Origin of the sequence: Novibacillus thermophilus (assembly GCF_002005165.1) — a bacterium.
In the GTDB taxonomy this organism is placed as follows: Bacteria; Bacillota; Bacilli; order Thermoactinomycetales; family Novibacillaceae; genus Novibacillus; species Novibacillus thermophilus.
On record NZ_CP019699.1, the window covers coordinates 1638353 to 1655785 of the forward strand.

Annotated in this window: 11 protein-coding genes; 9 read left to right on the top strand and 2 right to left on the bottom strand. The window is 43.7% G+C overall.

Annotated features, from left to right (window positions below; all coding sequences use genetic code 11):
• Nucleotide 1 precedes the first annotated feature (1 nt).
• From B0W44_RS08240 to B0W44_RS08255, 4 genes are all read left to right on the top strand, one after another.
• Nucleotides 2-1813, top strand: coding sequence for a family 43 glycosylhydrolase (locus tag B0W44_RS08240; RefSeq protein WP_077719646.1), 1812 nt, complete (start codon nucleotides 2-4; stop codon nucleotides 1811-1813).
• Between the two features lie 181 nt (nucleotides 1814-1994).
• Nucleotides 1995-2864, top strand: a complete 870-nt coding sequence (locus tag B0W44_RS08245) for a fumarylacetoacetate hydrolase family protein (protein WP_077719647.1) — start codon at nucleotides 1995-1997, stop codon at nucleotides 2862-2864.
• Between the two features lie 30 nt (nucleotides 2865-2894).
• Nucleotides 2895-4364 carry an alpha-ketoglutaric semialdehyde dehydrogenase GucD gene (gene gucD / locus B0W44_RS08250; protein ID WP_077719648.1) on the top strand — a complete coding sequence of 490 codons (1470 nt, stop codon included), beginning with the start codon at nucleotides 2895-2897 and terminating at the stop codon, nucleotides 4362-4364.
• Nucleotides 4365-4500: 136 nt separating this feature from the next.
• Nucleotides 4501-6477: a right-handed parallel beta-helix repeat-containing protein gene (locus B0W44_RS08255; protein WP_077719649.1), complete on the top strand. Its 1977-nt coding sequence runs from the start codon at nucleotides 4501-4503 to the stop codon at nucleotides 6475-6477.
• Between the two features lie 274 nt (nucleotides 6478-6751).
• On the opposite strand, the gene B0W44_RS08260 is transcribed toward B0W44_RS08255, so the two are convergent.
• A complete protein-coding gene (locus tag B0W44_RS08260) occupies nucleotides 6752-8737 on the bottom strand; it encodes a YjhG/YagF family D-xylonate dehydratase (RefSeq protein ID WP_077719650.1) in 1986 nt (661 codons plus the stop codon).
• Nucleotides 8738-8922: 185 nt separating this feature from the next.
• Between B0W44_RS08260 and B0W44_RS08265 the strand changes: the two genes are divergently transcribed.
• The 5 genes from B0W44_RS08265 (at nucleotide 8923) to B0W44_RS08285 (ending at nucleotide 15832) form a co-directional block, all read left to right on the top strand.
• Complete coding sequence (locus tag B0W44_RS08265) at nucleotides 8923-10548, top strand: transposase (protein WP_077719651.1); 1626 nt, start codon at nucleotides 8923-8925, stop codon at nucleotides 10546-10548.
• A gap of 290 nt (nucleotides 10549-10838) precedes the next feature.
• Complete coding sequence (locus B0W44_RS08270; protein ID WP_077719652.1) at nucleotides 10839-12251, top strand: ISLre2 family transposase; 1413 nt, start codon at nucleotides 10839-10841, stop codon at nucleotides 12249-12251.
• 202 nt (nucleotides 12252-12453) lie between these two features.
• Complete coding sequence (gene fosM, locus B0W44_RS08275) at nucleotides 12454-12882, top strand: FosM family fosfomycin resistance protein (RefSeq protein ID WP_418304090.1); 429 nt, start codon at nucleotides 12454-12456, stop codon at nucleotides 12880-12882.
• Between the two features lie 140 nt (nucleotides 12883-13022).
• The gene (locus B0W44_RS08280; protein WP_077719653.1) at nucleotides 13023-13604 is read left to right on the top strand and encodes a DUF4256 domain-containing protein; all 582 of its coding nucleotides are present in this window, start codon (nucleotides 13023-13025) and stop codon (nucleotides 13602-13604) included.
• Between the two features lie 200 nt (nucleotides 13605-13804).
• Entirely contained in the window at nucleotides 13805-15832 is a 2028-nt protein-coding gene (locus B0W44_RS08285; protein WP_418304091.1) for an amidase family protein, read from the top strand.
• A gap of 391 nt (nucleotides 15833-16223) precedes the next feature.
• On the opposite strand, the gene B0W44_RS08290 is transcribed toward B0W44_RS08285, so the two are convergent.
• Nucleotides 16224-17363, bottom strand: coding sequence for an IS4 family transposase (locus B0W44_RS08290; protein ID WP_077718569.1), 1140 nt, complete (start codon nucleotides 17361-17363; stop codon nucleotides 16224-16226).
• Nucleotides 17364-17433: the final 70 nt, after the last annotated feature.

Sequence of the window (17433 nt, forward strand, 5' to 3'; positions counted from 1 at the left end):
AATGACATTACAAGCGAATAAAGAATCGAATTATATACTTTGCTATACCAGATTACCAAAAAAAGACATCATCTATTCCACAAAATTAGCTTATAGTATGCATCTTGCTTATAGTAATGATGGAATAAATTTTGAACCGTTAAATCATAATTCTGGGGTTTTGTTTGCGAAAGCAACTGAAAATGAGAACGGTTCCCTCAACGCGAAGAGTTTAAAAAATCCCTATATATTCTATTTGAAAGATGGAAATTTTGGAGTCATAGCTGTTCGTACTGAATCGGATGGCCGAAACGATGAGGAGAGTAAAGGAAAAGTCCTTATTTTTTCATCTCCAGATTTGTTACAATATGAAGAAATTGGATTACTAGATTTGAAGGGAAACACTTTTGTTAATGACGTAGTTTGTAATTACGATGATGAAAAACAGGCTTATATAATTAGATGGAGCGATGATTTTGGAAATTATTATGTGAATTTTATAGAGGATATTTTTTTAGATAATATTTCTGATCCTGCACATAGTGAACCTTTTCAGTTGGATCCTGTTAAAACAAAGATAGAAGAAATAGTTCCTAGAAACGTTATACGCGTTTCAGAAGAAATTGCCCATAGACTAATCTGTAAACTGACAGTGCCAACGAATGTTAAAATAGAGACTCCAAAAAGTGTCAAAATAAAAAGTGAAGAAGATTTAAAAGATGTGAAAGCAAGGGCAATATACAGTGATGGGACAACAGATATAAAGTACGTTGATTGGGATAAAAGGGGTATCGACTGGAAGAAGCCTGGAACCTATAGGATAACCGGTACAGTACACCAAGATCACTACTCATTTCCAGTTGCAATTGACCGAGCTGATCCGTGTATTACTAAATGGAATGGAAAGTACTACTTTATAGCTACAAATGATGCCGATGGAAATCATTCTTTATACATCAGGGAAGCAGACACAATTCCAGGATTAGTGGATGCTGAGGAAAGATTGATACTTGATTCCAACACATACGAAGATATTAAAGGTTTATTATGGGCGCCAGAGTTTCACATAATAGAAGGTGATCTTTATATCTTTCATGGTGCCACATCGGGTGGGTTTTACTATGAACAATCACACGTTATGAAATTACGAAGAGGCGGGACCCCTGTTTGTGCAAAAGATTGGTCAAGACCACATCGTGTTGTAAAAAAAGATGGCACTTATTTGTGTGAAGCAGGGAAGACTATATCTTTGGATATGACTGTCATTCAATGGAATGGAGAATATTATGTCGTTTGGTCACAGAGAGAATTTATACCTGAAGATCTTGGGGCGTGGCTTTACATTGCAAAGGTTGATCCAAAGGAACCTTGGAGATTAATTTGTGACCCGGTTGTCCTTACCAAACCAGAATATGGTTGGGAAAATAACAACGTTTTTGTAGTCGAAGGGCCGTTCGCTTTGATGAGAGATAACAAACTGTTCTTGACATATTCTGGTTCCTTGATTGATGAAACTTATGTTATTGGATTGTTAACAGCCGAAAAAGGCGCAGATTTGTTAGATCCTACTTGTTGGACAAAGTATAACTTCCCACTACTTACCTCGAGGAGTGTTCCAGGAGAATATGGTCCAGGACACAATTCTTATGTGGTAGATGATTTCGGAACGATATGGAACGTCTATCATGCAAGACCGGGAATAAAAGGTCCTAGGTCTTCCGGGATTCGGCGTGTACATTTTGATATAGATGGTTATCCAAGACTAGATTTAACAGAAGAAAAGGACCTAAACCAGGATTTGGCTAAGGTCGCGATTGATGTGATTTTGACTTAAATATGTCCTTTACATGAATATCATCGTGACAATTGTTTAATAGAATAGTTTGTAGTATAAATAAACTTATTTGATTAATAGTTGAGTAACTGCGGAAATTCCAGAAAAGCAATGAAGAAGCTTCGAACATAAGATTAACGAGCATGCTAAAATAATTTTTTATTTCGAGAGGGAGGTTCCTATGAGAATCATTCGTTACCAGAAGACCAACGGATCCAAACAATTAGCGGCCGTGACCGAAGATTCAGCAATCTACCCCTTGCCGTATAAAGATTTTTTAGCGTTAATCGAACAGGCAGAGACGCATAAGGTATCATGTTTATCCTTGGTAATGCAAACCGTGAATCGTTCACAGCCGATCGAGAAACATTTAGAAGATTTGACTTTACTTGTACCTATCGATGCCTATGAAGTGTGGGCATCCGGGGTGACCTATCGACGGAGTAAGGATGCAAGAAATTTTGAAGCAAAAACGACAAGTGAATCCTTTTACGATAAGGTTTATACAGCCGAGAGGCCGGAACTATTCCTAAAGTCCACCAGTCGACGAACGGTTGGGCCACACACTCCCATTTATTTGAGAACTGATTCTCACTGGCAAGTTCCGGAGCCGGAGCTTGGTCTTGTCTTGAACAGAAAAGGGGAAATATTAGGTTACACAATTGGTAATGATCTGAGCAGTCGCGATATTGAGGGAGAGAATCCACTGTACTTGTCCCAGGCCAAAATTTGGCGGAACTCTTGTGCGATTGGTCCAGCCATACGACTTGCCGAAACGGTGGATGATCCGTATCGACTTTCCATTTTCTGCCGAATTTACAGAGAAGGTAGGAAGGTGTTTGAAGATTGGGGCAGTACTTCTCAGTTAGAAAGACAGTATGACGAACTTGTTTCCTACTTAATGAAAGATAATGTCATTTTCAACGGAACTGTGCTGTTAACAGGGACTTGCATTGTCCCGGGCAATGACTTTACGCTGAGGGAGGGCGATCAAGTTGAAATCGAGATTCCGGAGATTGGCATTCTGGTCAACCCAGTAAAGGAACAGTAATATCGACAACGACGAATTAGGAGGGTACATATGTCTATAGTTACTACTGAGGAAAGCGTGTATTTAAATTATGTTAACGGTGCATGGAGAAAATCATCAACGGGGGAAGTGATCCCCTCTTATAACCCTGCGGATATTAACGAAATCGTCGGGAAGGTGCAGAGTTCCAGTATAGCAGATCTCGATTATGCCATACAGGCGGCAAAATCAGTGCAAAAAAGTTGGGGAAAGTTGTCCGGTTCAGAACGTGGGGAGTATCTCTATAAAGTTGCGCAAATACTCGAAAACCGTCTTGATGAGATTGCGGAAACAATGACCCGAGAGATGGGTAAGACCTTACCCGAAGCGAAAGGGGAAACGGCACGTGGTATTGCCATTCTAAAGTATTATGCGGGCGAAGGAACACGAAAAATTGGCGATGTCATTCCGTCGACGGATCGCTCTGCTTTAATGTTTAGCAAACGAGTACCGGTCGGGGTGGTTGGGGTCATTACTCCGTGGAATTTTCCCGTCGCGATTCCGGTGTGGAAAATAGCGCCGGCTCTTGTCTACGGCAATACTGTTGTGTTAAAACCAGCAACCGAAGCGGCAGTGACAGTTGCAAAATTGGTCGAGTGTTTTGATCAAGCTGGAATCCCCGAAGGTGTGCTCAATTTGGTTACTGGTAGGGGTTCAATCATCGGCCGGGGATTGGCAGAAAGTCCAGATGTGGATGCTGTCACTTTTACTGGTTCGAACAACGTTGGAGTTCAGATTGGTCAAACGGTTGCCGCCCGTGGAGGGAAATATCAATTAGAGATGGGAGGAAAGAACCCGATTATTATCGCGGATGACTGTGATCTTGATAAAGCGGTAGAGGCGGTACTGAATGGAGGATTAAAAACGACGGGACAAAAGTGTACATGCAGTAGCCGGGTCATCGTACAAAGTGGGATTTATGAGGCGTTTAAGAAAAAATTACTCGACAAAGTAAAAGAAATTAAGGTTGGTGATGGTTTAAAAGAGGAAACTTGGATGGGGCCTTGTGCGAACAAATCTCAGTTTGAAATCGTTAAACAATACATTCAAAAAGGGATCGACGAAGGAGCTGATTTACTCTATGGTGGAGATGAGCCGCAGGACGATGATTTAAAAAACGGTCTCTATATTCGTCCGACGATATTTGATAAAGTCACCTCATCCATGGCGATTGCCCAGGAAGAGATTTTTGGTCCCGTATTAGTTTTAATGAAGGTGGACACTGTCGAAGAAGCTATTGAATTGGCTAATGATGTGGCATACGGGTTAAGTGCTTCTATCTTTACGAAAAACATCGGTCACATTCTATCATTTGTAGACGATATTGAAGCTGGACTAGTGCGTGTAAATTCGGAAACGACGGGTGTAGAATATCAAGCGCCATTCGGGGGTATGAAGTCTTCCAGTTCACATTCTCGGGAACAGGGGGAAGCCGCGAAGGAATTCTTTACATCGATAAAGACCGTGTTTGTTAAATCGTAGAGTACCTTTTATGAAGGGAAAATGATTTCCAAACTACCAAAAACGATGCGAGCGGCGGTATAAAGAGGAGGGTATCATTTTTTTTAACGTTAGATGTATCGTTACCTCTAGCTGTATAACTAAAAGGGGGAGAAACATGAATAATGAATATCATGTAGCCAAAAATGGATCAGACCTTGGACAAGGGACGAAACAAGATCCTTTTTTTACAATTAATAAGGCTGCTTCTATGGCTGAAGCAGGGGATACTGTTATTGTCCATGAAGGTGAGTATCGTGAATGGGTAAAACCAAAAAATTCCGGATTGAGCGATAAAAGAAGGATTACTTATAGAGCTGCTGAAGGAGAAAAAGTAGTCATTAAAGGATCTGAACGTATACAAGATTGGGAGAAAGTTGAAGGCAGTGTATGGAAAGTTGTATTACCAAATGAATTTTTTGGTGGTTATAACCCTTATAAAGAGAAAATTTTTGGTGATTGGGTTGTATATAATCCTGGGAAACACTTAGGGGATGTTTATTTAAATGGCATGTCCTTTTACGAAGCTAATAGATATGAGGAATTGCTAAATCCAAGCATAAGAACAGAAGTATTAGATCACTGGACAGGAGAAATTGTCCCTGTCCATCATCCAGAGCAAACAAAATATCTCTGGTTTGCGGAAGTAGATGAAAACAAGACTACCATATATGCGAATTTTCACGACTATAATCCCAACGAAGAATTAGTAGAAATAAATGTCCGAAAATGTTGTTTTTATCCAGAAGAAACAGGGATTAATTATATTACTGTTAAAGGTTTTGAAATGTGTCACGCAGCAACTCCGTGGGCCCCACCGACAGCGGATCAGCCAGGGTTAATAGGCCCTCATTGGAGTAAAGGTTGGATTATTGAAGATAACATCATTCATGATTCGAAATGTAGTGCAATTAGTATTGGCAAAGAAGCATCGACAGGGAATAACTTTCGTTCCAAGCGGAAAGATAAGCCAGGTTATCAATATCAGTTAGAATCTGTATTTCTTGCTCGGCAAGCTGGATGGAGTAAAGAGAAAATTGGTTCACACATTATCCGAAACAATACGATATATGATTGTGGACAAAACGGTATTGTAGGTCATTTGGGATGTGTATTTAGTGAAATATATAGTAACCATATTTATAATATTGGTTTAAAAAGAGAGTTTTATGGACACGAGATTGCTGGTATCAAGTTACACGCAGCCATTGATGTGCAAATTTATCATAATCGTATTCATGATTGTACTTTAGGAACTTGGCTAGATTGGCAAACACAAGGTACAAGAGTAAGTAAAAATTTGTTTTATCGAAATAATCGTGATTTGTTTGTAGAAGTTAGTCATGGTCCCTATTTAGTGGATCACAATATTTTGGCATCTGACTATGCAATCGACAATTTTGCTCAAGGTGGAGCCTACATAAACAACTTAATTTGTGGGAAAATGGTTCTTTCGAAAGTTCTCAATCGTGCAACTCCATATCATGTGCCTCATAGTACAGAGGTAGCAGGGTTTGCAGTTGTGTATGGTGGAGACGACCGAATGTTTAACAATATCTTTATTGGCGGTGATTATATAAAAACTAAAACTGCCCGTAACATCGGTGCTAACGCTTTAGAGAATTCTAAAGAGGGGATGGGGACTTCTCACTATAACGGTTATACTCAATCATTAGAGGAGTATATTGAAGCAGTTGAAAGTAAAGAGCCTGGCGATCTAGATATATTCATGACTGTAGAACAGCCTGTTTATATTAACCACAACATATACTTAAATGGAGCAGTACCTTTTGAAGAAGAAGAAGAGAATATTGTGGTGGATCATTTTGATCCGGAAATAAACATTATAGAAGAAGGAGATGAAGTATATCTTACTTGTAAGCTTCCAGAAGACTTTGAGAAATTATCTGGAAAAATTCATTCTACAAACACATTAGAAAGAGTGCGGATAGTCGATGCTGAATTTGTTAATCCAGATGGAAGTGAATTAATTTTAGATACAGATTACTTCGGAAAACAAAAAGATGGAAAAAGCGTTTTGGGACCATTTAATATTCTGCAAAAAGGAAAAAACCGTGTGAAGATTTGGGGTTAAAATTAGAGTTTGCTGACCGGTTTCAGGCGTCAGATCCAATTTTCGCTGTGTAACGGTGTCGCTGTTCACATCTGCAATTCCTCACGAAGGGCCCGAATTCAACCACGGCATATGGCGTAAGATGTGAAAAGGTACATTCCTTTGTGGTTATCATGGGATTGAGCCATCGGTAATTCCTCCTGTTCATCATAACGGAATTACCGTGGCTTTTGTTTATTTCTTGTGTTGCATCTCAAGCAAGGAAGGTGTGCAACTTTACCAAAAAAGGATATTTTTAATTTTTATGGTTTCTCTTTTTTGCTAGTATTTCCTTTCCAGCTTCTAACACTTCAATAATCCTATCAACATCATAGACACTACCTTTCCAGGAGCCGCCGCTTACAGACTGTAAAGCAGCCCATAATCTTGTGTCATCCGGTAATCTAGGATTAGGTTTTAAATCAGGATGGGTAGAGCGTTCGGCTAAGAGTCTCGCTCCTTCTTCTGGTGTTAACCGTCGCTCCCTGGTTCCAATAAAATTTACCGACCCAACTAAATTTTCCCGATCTATGACAATTTCTATAACATCACCATTTCGCAATTTTCCAATCGGGCCACCAGCCAATGCCTCGGGACCAACATGGCCAATACAAGCACCTGTGGAAACTCCTGAAAAGCGTGCATCAGTAATCAAAGAAACGTATTTCCCGTAGGATAAATGCCTTAATGCTGAAGTTAATTGATACGTCTCTTCCATACCCGTTCCAAGTGGACCGCCTCCTATGACTACCATTATGTCTCCTGCTTCAATGTCTCCGTTTTTAATGGCGCGGATAGCCCCTTGTTCTGAAGTAAAAACTTTTGCTTTACCCGTATGGCGGTATACACCGTCTTCATCCACGACATCCGGACTGATGGATGTAGATTTAATGACAGATCCTTCTGGAGCAATGTTGCCAGTTGGAAAAGTTACGGTTGAGGTTAGGCCTCTTTCCTTGGCTATCTCCGGACTCATAATTACACTTTCTGGATCAACTTTATCAACTTCCAGTAATCTCTCTTTTAATTTCATGCGACGTTCGGATTTTTCCCACCAATCTAGATTCTCGCCGAGAGTTCTTCCAGTGACAGTAAGGACATCTTCATGCAAAACTCCTAATTTTCGGAGATAAAGCATTACTTCTGGTACTCCACCTGCTAAAAACACACGAACCGTTGGATGGTCCACTGGGCCATTTGGTAATACGCTTACTATGCGAGGAATTTTTTTATTTACACGCACCCAATCTTTCACCGTCGGTACTTTTAAACCGGCAGCATGGGCAATAGCAGGAATGTGGAGTAACAGGTTTGTTGAACCTCCAAAAGCAGCATGAACGACCATGGCATTTTCTATGGCTTTGTCTGTTAATATATCAGATATTTTGATATTTTCTTTTTTTAATGCCATGACCGCTTTAGCAGATTGCCTTGCCATTTCTAACCAAATTGATTGACCTGAAGGAGCTAAAGCTGAATGAGTAATGGCCATTCCCATCGCTTCGGCAACGACTTGAGATGAGGCAGCGGTTCCAAAAAATTGACAACCACCTCCAGGGGTTGCACAAGCACGACACCCAAGCTCAGCAGCTTCCTTTAACGTTATTTCGTCATTGGCAAATCGTGCCCCTATTGTTTGAACTTTTCCTGCATCTTCTCCATTAGTGGGTGGAAGAGACACGCCTCCAGGGATGATAATTCCAGGTAAATCCTTGCTACCTGCAAGAGCCAACATCATAGCAGGAAGTCCTTTATCACAGGTTGCTACTCCGATAACTGCTTCTCGAGTTGGTAAAGATCGAATGAGTCGTCGATATACAATTGCCGCATCATTGCGGTAGGGAAGGGAATCGTACATCCCGCTTGTTCCCTGAGAGCGCCCATCACAGGGATCACTGACGTATCCGGTGAATGGAATTCCGTTGTTTTCACGAATAACTTCAGCCGCAGCGTGCACCAGAAGTCCGACTTCCCAATGACCTGTATGATAGCCTAATGCAATTGGATTTCCATAATGGTCTCGAATTCCTCCTTGTGTGCTCAAAATTAGAACTTGAGGTCCCAACAAATCTTTAATATTCCAACCCATCCCGACATTTTGGGATAAGCCAAACAAATGTCCACTTGGAGAATCCAACAGCATTTCTTTTGTTATAGGCAGAGTCCCTTCATTCCCTCTTGTATTCGTTTGAATGTTATATATAGATGAGTCACTTATTTCTAACAAAGTATCTAATGACATGTTACTCACCATCCGTTTGCAAAAAATATATAATTATTGACAAGTTAATATTCTGAAAAGATAACATAGCTAATCAATTGTCGAATCACCATTAGTTTTGTCGAAATGGGTCAGTCTACAAGGAAAATAGTGGTTCCGGAGCGAATGTCTTCATTCCAGATAAAAATCGGAATGAGGGATGATTGATGAGTAACTTCGCCCACATCTTAAACGACCGTTTTTCCATTGTGGCCGCTACAAGGGATGATGAATACGTCGCCCAGGTGATCAGCACCACGAAAACGATGGACAGCGTACACAACCTGGAAGATGAAGCTATCTTGGATGATTTTATGGGCTACTTGTCAGAAACCGGTGTCCTCCATTCTTTTTCCACCTTTCAAGCTAGCCAGTATCAACGGGTGATGATTCCGTTTTATTACTGCTTGATCACGTATTTGGCCAAAACATTGCTGGGCATTAAGGCGATGAAAAGTTTGCCTGCTCTGTTGTTTAGTGATCAGGGTGTGATGCGAACCTTGGGCTTTTCGGCTATGGTGTTGGAAGAAGGGTACTGTAATCGGGGTGCCGGTAAACGGCATAACGACACCCCACCCGCCAGCCCGTTTACCCCTCAGACACTGGCAGAATTCATGAATAAGGCGACACCACAGGAGATTGAACAACTGTTTAACACCAATATCGCCAACTTAGCGGCATCTGGTGCTTTCTACCAACAAGTGACGGGCATCATCGATGGCACCGATATCGAAACGACGCCGAACTACGAAGGTGCCGGAAAAGTGATGCGCAAAAAGAAAATCCACAACAAAAAGGGCGTCCGGGAGATCGAGTGTGTCGTTTACGGATGGAAAGCGATTGTGTTGTTTGACCAGCACACGGAAATTCCCCTTGCTCTAAAAGTCGTCCCCATTCATGAACACGAGTCCAAATATACGCGTGTGCTCATCGAGCAGGCTCAGCGCAATCTGGGCAAGCACAGCCGGATCACCCAAGTGTTGATGGATCGGGGCTTTCTGGACGGCACCACCTTATATTGGCTCGACCAACAAAAGATCACATTTGTGATTCCCGCACGCTCCAACATGGACGTCGCCCAGGATGCACGGGACTTGGCTCAAGCGTCCATGGGGGTGACGGATACACGCCAAGAAAAACAGACGTCCGGTCGTGGCAAAAGCAAAACCGAGCACATCCTCGAGACCCAAGTTACTGGTGTCAAGGCGTTAACCAGTTATGTCGATTATCGGGACCCGGCAAAGCCCGCAAAGCAATACAGTAAGACGGGCGGCGGCGGTTGCCCAATCAACGCCGTGGTCATTCAACGCTACCGAAACGAGGAGATCCCGGCAGACAAATGCCCTGTTTTTTTGACCAACAGTCCCGTTGACCGCCCTTTTGTTCCGTATGATGCTTATGATGGGCGCAGCCTTATTGAGAATTTACTTTTTCGTGAAGGCAAACAGGGCTGGAATCTGGAACATGCGCCAACCAAAACGGCCAATGGCATGGTATCGCACGTCTATTTCACGTTTTTGACCATTGCCCTGACAACGGCTTATCGAACTTGGTGTGCCGAGCAAACGGAAGAAGGCGAAGAGAGTGAATCCTCTAATCAGCCGTCGAAAGGGATTCGCAATTGGCGTCGTCGCCTTATGCAAGAAAATCAAGATCAGATCATTGTGTTCAGTGGCCCTTATTATGGTATCTTCCATCTCATGACCTTTGTTCAGCTTATGGGAGGTCAAGTTAAAGACCAGTCTCCCCGTGAGACTGCCGTTTTTCGACAAAATCATCATTTTTCGCCTTAAGTTATCTTTTCAGGTTAATATTATTTTTACTTGACATGTTAATATGAGCATTATACCATAGTCAACACTTAGTTCGTTCCTAAAACATACAAAGTATTACTTTTCCACTTGTGGATCTTATGCATGAGGCATGGGTCAATTTCGCTTGGCATAAGTTTTCCGACAAAAGGAGAAATTGAAGGGTATGTATAAAATTTCACTCGAAGGGGCTTAGCAGGATTTCTGAGGAAAAATGCAGAAAAGGAAGACCTAAACATGACTCCTAACCGCGACGAAAGGAGAGGTCTTCCTTGAAACCAATTATACCAGAAATCGCATCTATTTTAGAACAGTCTTCAGACATGTTGTCCTTTTGGGAAACCCTACGTGTGAAAATGATGGGCATCATTGCGGATCAGTTGGGGGAGTTTTTGGAGCAACTGGATCAGGCCCTAGTGGCGTATTACAAGACCTATTACGGTTGGAAAAGTGAGCGGCGTGATCAGCGCCAGTTCACCTGTTTCTTTGGTCCAGTGACCTACCGACGCCACTTAATGTATGACAAAAACGGCAACGCGCATTATCCGGTTGATGAGGCGATAGGATTAAAACCTCGTAAAAGATACAGTCCTGACGTCATGATACTGGGGGCGGAGTTAGCGACCGCTCCGGGGATGACTTACCGATTGGCGTCAGAGGCGACAAAGCGCCTCGCCGGTATCCCCATCAGCCATACGACCTTTCAACGTCTCGTCAGAGAAGCGGGTGAGGCTCAGGCAGCGATGGATACGCGGAAACGGGATCAGCTATTTGAAGACATCACCATCCCTGAAGCGCCATCTACCCAGCATTTGTACTGTGAAGCCGATGGCTTGTACGTCAAGGGGAAAGGCAAAAGCATTGAAATTAAGCATATGATCGCCTATACCGGATGGGACCATAACGGGTCGCGTGTGTCCTTAACCGATCGACAAACCTTTTCCACCGTGGCGTCGGGAGAAGACTTTTGGGAGAAGGGCTTTGCTGTCATCCGACATCGCTGGGATCTAACCGGATCCCATATCGCCACCAACGCGGATGCAGCGTCGTGGATCTCGACAGAACGCGTGGCGGAAATATTCTCGGAGGCGGCGTCCATCACCCATCAACTGGATCGCTTTCATGTAAAGCGGAGTATTCGCCATGGATTAAGCCGTCAGCCTAAGCTGATCCCTTTACTGGAAGAGGCGATCACACAACAGAATCAAGATCGCTTTAAAGCGGTCATCGATACCGCCATAGGGAATGCGGAAACCGAGGGCGAAGAAAAGCGAATCGAAGACATGAGAAAGTATCTGGAAGGGCATTGGGACTTACTGCGTGATTGGCGCGAGGTGAGCCCGAATAAGCCGGAAAACGCCCGAGGGATGGGCTGTATGGAATCGAATCAGAGGCGTTTGGTGTACCGGATGAAACGGAGAGGGATGTACTGGAGTGAAGCAGGAGCCGAAGCGGTGGCGAAAGTGCAACAGGGAATCGCCAATGGGACGTTGAGAGAGGCGGTGCTCACGGTGTGGCCCAATCGTCCGGTGACTCAAAAGCTACGGCGTCAGGCAAAAAAAGCAAGCAAACGAGATGCGATGGGCATCCACCACGGGAGGATTGAGGTTGGAGCCGCCTCGTCATCAAGTGCGATTGGACAGTTGAACAAGGTGATCAATCGTCTGTCTTCCGTCATCGCATAAAAGATATGACATCCCTAGAGGTCAAAATGCATTTTGCCCTCCACTAGGGATAAAACAAGCGAAGCGCGTTAGGGGTCTGGCGACAAAATTAAGGTCTTCTGATCCTTTTTCCTGTAAGGTCGTCGAGTAAAACTTGACACATACAATTGAAGGACGTTAGTTGACAGGCGTTTGCATTTTTAGTTTAGCTATTCCTGAGGTGATGAAGTTGTTCGTAAAAGGGCTTAATCACTTTTTGTTTTCCGTTTCTGATTTGGAGAGATCGATTAAGTTTTACCAAGATGTTTTTGGAGCTAAATTGCTAGTCAAAGGGAGGAGCACGGCCTACTTTGATTTGAATGGCATGTGGCTGGCGCTTAACTTAGAGAAAGACATTCCCCGTAATGAAATAAGCCGGTCATACACTCATATCGCTTTTTCAATTGAAGAGGCTGATTTTGATAGAATCTACAACAAATTAAAGGAATTGGGCGTCAACATTTTACCTGGTCGTCCTAGAGATGAAAGGGACAAAAAATCTATTTACTTTACTGATCCAGATGGTCATAAGTTTGAATTTCATACTGGCACATTGCAGGATAGGTTGGATTACTATAAACAGGAAAAACATCATATGGAGTTTTACGTTTAAAAGCATCTGGGAGATGGACACCTTTTTGAGGAAAGGTGTTTTTTTATAGCGTGTGGAATGGTAACAAAAGGGGGGTGTGAGGCAGTGGCAGTGTCATGACAGCTGCTTGAAAACATCGGAATCTAAAGGAGGAAGTTAACGTGACGAAGAGAAACAATGCCAGTCCTGACAAGGAGTTGTCACCAGAACAGCGTGAGGAATTGCTGAGAGTATTAAAAGCCCGTTTTGAGGAGAACATGCACCGCCATAAAGGTCTTGAATGGGCTAAAGTCCGAGCAAAGCTGGAAGCTCAGCCTGAAAAGCTGTGGTCGCTCAATGAAATGGAAAGAACGGGCGGGGAACCGGATGTTGTGTGCCGGGATGAAAGGACTGGCGAATACATTTTCTGTGATTGTTCGGCGGAGAGTCCAAGAGGCCGCAGAAGTGTTTGTTACGACCGCGAAGCGCAGGAGGCGAGGAAAAAACATAAACCAGAAAATAACGCTATGGATATGGCAACTGCCATGGGGATTGAACTGTTAACGGAAGAACAGTATCGAGCGCTGCAGAAACTTGAAAGTTTCGATACGAAAACGTCGAGCTGGGTGCAAACACCACCTGATATTAGAAAACTTGGCGGTGCCCTTTTTTGCGATCGCCGCTACGGGCACGTCTTCGTGTATCACAACGGTGCGTCCTCTTACTACAGTTCCAGAGGGTTTCGTGGCTCGCTGAGGGTTTAAAGGGTGCACACTAGGATAAGGTTCAAGCATGTTTGTACAGGAACAGGCCATTAAAAACGCCCCCTTCCATTAGGGATGAGCCGTCCCTCTCTTGATATATATGTATGGGTCAAAAAGATTGGAGGAGAAGAGAAGTGAAATGTCGAATCAGGCACCATTTAACGATGTTGTTGTTGGTAGCTGTTTTGCTCGTTGCCCCGATGTCTTCTTATGCAGATCGTCCTTTGGAAACGCCGACTTCTGAAGCATTTGAACTGACAGAGGCGACAATTTCGGAAATTCAAGCAGCAATGGAGCGAGGAATCCTGACAGCAGAAGAACTGGTGCTTCAGTACTTGAAACGCATTGAGGCCTATGATCAACAAGGGCCGAGCATCAATTCCATCATCACGATCAATGAAAATGCAGTAGAAATTGCGCGAGAGTTGGATAAAGAAAGGGCGCAACACGGGCCTAGAAGTCCGCTTCACGGCATTCCCATCGTACTTAAAGATAACTTTGATACAGCGGACATGCCGACATCGGCCGGTTGTGTATGTTTAAAGGATTCGATACCGCCGGATGACGCCCACCAGGTTCAAAAGTTAAAAGAAGCAGGAGCTATTATTTTGGCAAAAACCAATTTACATGAATTTGCTTTCGGTATTACGACAGAAAGTTCACTTGGCGGACAAACCTTAAACCCCTATAATCTGGCTCATAACCCTGGAGGGTCAAGTGGCGGGACGGGTGCTGCCGTGGCTGCCAATTTTGCCACGGCGGGTTTTGGTACAGATACGGGTGGCTCGATCCGAATTCCGTCAGCTTTTAATAGTCTAGTAGGATTACGGCCGACAATCGGGCTTTCTAGTCGCGATGGAATTATTCCCCTGGCTCTCACTCAAGATACCGGCGGACCGATGGCGCGCACCGTTGAAGACATTGCCTATTTGTTGGATGCTACAGTGGGGTACGATGAGAAAGACATCGAAACAGCCAGAAGCGTCACCAACATCCCGGAAACGTACACGGAATTTCTCACTGAGGACGGGTTAGAGGGAGCAAAGATAGGAGTGGTCAGGTCCTTATTCAACGAAAGCAGTCACGAAGTGAATGACATTATTGAGAGAGCGATTGAAGATGTAGAACAACTGGGTGCTGAAGTAGTAGAGGTGGAGATTCCTTTTCTTGATGAGATTTTCTCTTACCCGAGTTTGAGTAACTGGGAATTTAAATTCCAACTGAATGACTATTTAGAGGCCCTTGGCGAGGGGGCTCCTTATGCTTCGCTAGATGAAATCATTCAGTCAGGGGAGTACAGCAAATCGATCGAGAGGTCGTTGATTGAGAGAAATGAACGGGAAACTTTAGATACTGAGGAATACAAGGATATTGTCCTTTTCCGTACAAAAGTGGCACAACATGGGGTGTTAAAGGCGATGGCAGACAACGAACTGGATGCTTTGATGTACCCGACTTCGACAAATGCCGCTGCAGAAATAGGGAGAGGTCAGCGTGTTGGAAATAATAATCGGTTGAGCGCGTTCAGTGGATTTCCTGCGATCACGGTACCTGCCGGTTACACCACAGACGGTCTTCCAGTTGGAGTCGAATTTCTGGCGAGAGCATTTGATGAACCGACCCTAATGAAGATTGCTTATGCTTACGAACAAAAAACACAACACCGCAAACCACCGGAGTTCCTTCAGGACTCCGAGGTGGATAAATACGAATTGCAAATTCGCGTGAACGAAATCAAGGCAGAGCAATTGAATGAATACCTCTACACGGTAGAGAGTTGGAAAAATTTGCAATACGCTTTAACAGAAGCCGAAAACGTTCTGAACGACCCAAATGCGACCCAGACGGAAGTCGACGGTGCTTTGTCGAGATTGAATGAGGCTCGTGACGGTTTGGAAGAGATAGACATAAGGGCAGAGAGCATGAAAACGTGGGTTGACCGCCTCGCTGAAGAAGAGGAGTTGTCAAACGATGAAGGTGTTCGTTCATTAATGGCACACTTGACAGCCATTAGTTATTACGAAAATTTAGGAATAGCCGAAAAAGTCATCAAACACTTGGAGAGCTTTAAGGGATTGCTTAAGCATCAAAAAGACGTGGGGATGATGTCTGACAAAGCGTTTGACATTCTCCATACTCAAGTGAACCGTATGATTGAAAAATGGGAAGCGAATCGGAACAGTAACGTGTTGTTTCCAGGTAAAGGCATTCTCGAGGCGGCATCCTAGCGTAACAGTGTGTCCGGGGGCAAGAGCATTTCATCAAAGGTAAAGCCCTTCACCCGAGTCCCTCTCTCCCTTGCTAACATAGCTCTACACCTGCTGGGTTTAACAGCGGAAGGTTCATGGTGGTTTCCTAGAGGTGCACACATTGGCGCCAAGGATGGTTGCGTGCGGGCTTGTGAGGTTTTTTCCGAGCTCGCCTTTTTGTGCTTCTTCTTTCGTGTTACGTATGTTTCACATCACTACTGTTGCATAAAACTTGGCAATTACTTGATTGAATATTCAGTTATCCATATTTCATCTAATAGGGCTAAAAAGACAAATACCGCATAAAAGGTGGTGCTGCCCATTTGGTAATATTATACAGTTAGTCCTAGAGTGACAACGACAAACACGCTTATGTCGAGAGTTTTCTCTTTCGCCTCATCGAACGAAATTGGATGCGGTGAAACCATTTTTCATAGGATTTCCAAAGAAAAGATTTTAACCATCGTTTTAATTGCAAGATGGACTGCTTCGCTTTGGTCTCCATTTGCACGAGAACAAGCAGACAGTAGGCGATGAGTGCCATGAAAATCTGGTTTTGGATGGCTTCCTCACTCGTTCCGAAAAAGGTTTTGATTCGCACGTGTTGCTTAAGCCACTTGAAAAACAGCTCGATCGCCCAACGCGAACGATAGATGTCACCGATTTCTTCGGCGCTCAGGTCAAAACGATTGGTCACAAGGCGAATGACATTGCCTTTCGAATCAACGGTTTCAATGAGCCGGAATACATTTTCCGTTCGTTTCTGAGGGGTACCGATGACGACCATCGAATCTGACATAATGGGGCTTTCTTCCGCGACGGAAAACGTTTCAAGGGTGCGGATCACCGCGTTTTTCTTCAGACGCGAAGCGAAGAAAATCCCTTTATCACAATAGCGGTCAAATCTCTCGTAGTCGACATAACCGCGATCAAAAACGTACATCGCTTCTTTTTCGTCTATGAGAACCTCCAATTGGGTACGGTCGTGGATGTTAGCCGGTGTAACGATGGCCTTTTCCGGATAGACCGTTCCTTTGTCCATAAAGACAAGGCGTAAGTGTAATTTGACACCGGCCTTCGTCTTGCGAAAAGTGGCCCATTTATAGCGGCTTAAACTTAAAGGAATGGTGCTGGAGTCAATGATTTTGACCGGTAGATCCACCCGTTTCTTGCCTTGTTTGTGCCGATGGATTTGCTGAACGAGATGAAGAAACACATTGGCCATCAGCGATGGATCCACTTCCCTATTCTTTCGAGACAATTGGGAAGCGCTAATCCCATCGAGTCCGAGTGCCTGCCCCAAATCTTCATCGAGTACGGCATCCGAAATTGCGCGTAAACTCTCTTCTTCCTGAAGATGTGCATACAGGAAAAGCATCAGATAAGCCTTTGTCGTGAGCTTCTTGGTGTATTTGTCCTGATTGGTGGCGGCAACTTGTTTTTCAAAATGGGAAAAATTAATGGGTGCCACCCATTTACCAAATGATGAAATCAGTGTATTCTTGTCCATAACGGTATCCTTTACGTTGGATTTGGACAGGAACCACCCTGTACATCCATTGTAAAGGATTTTTTTGTCA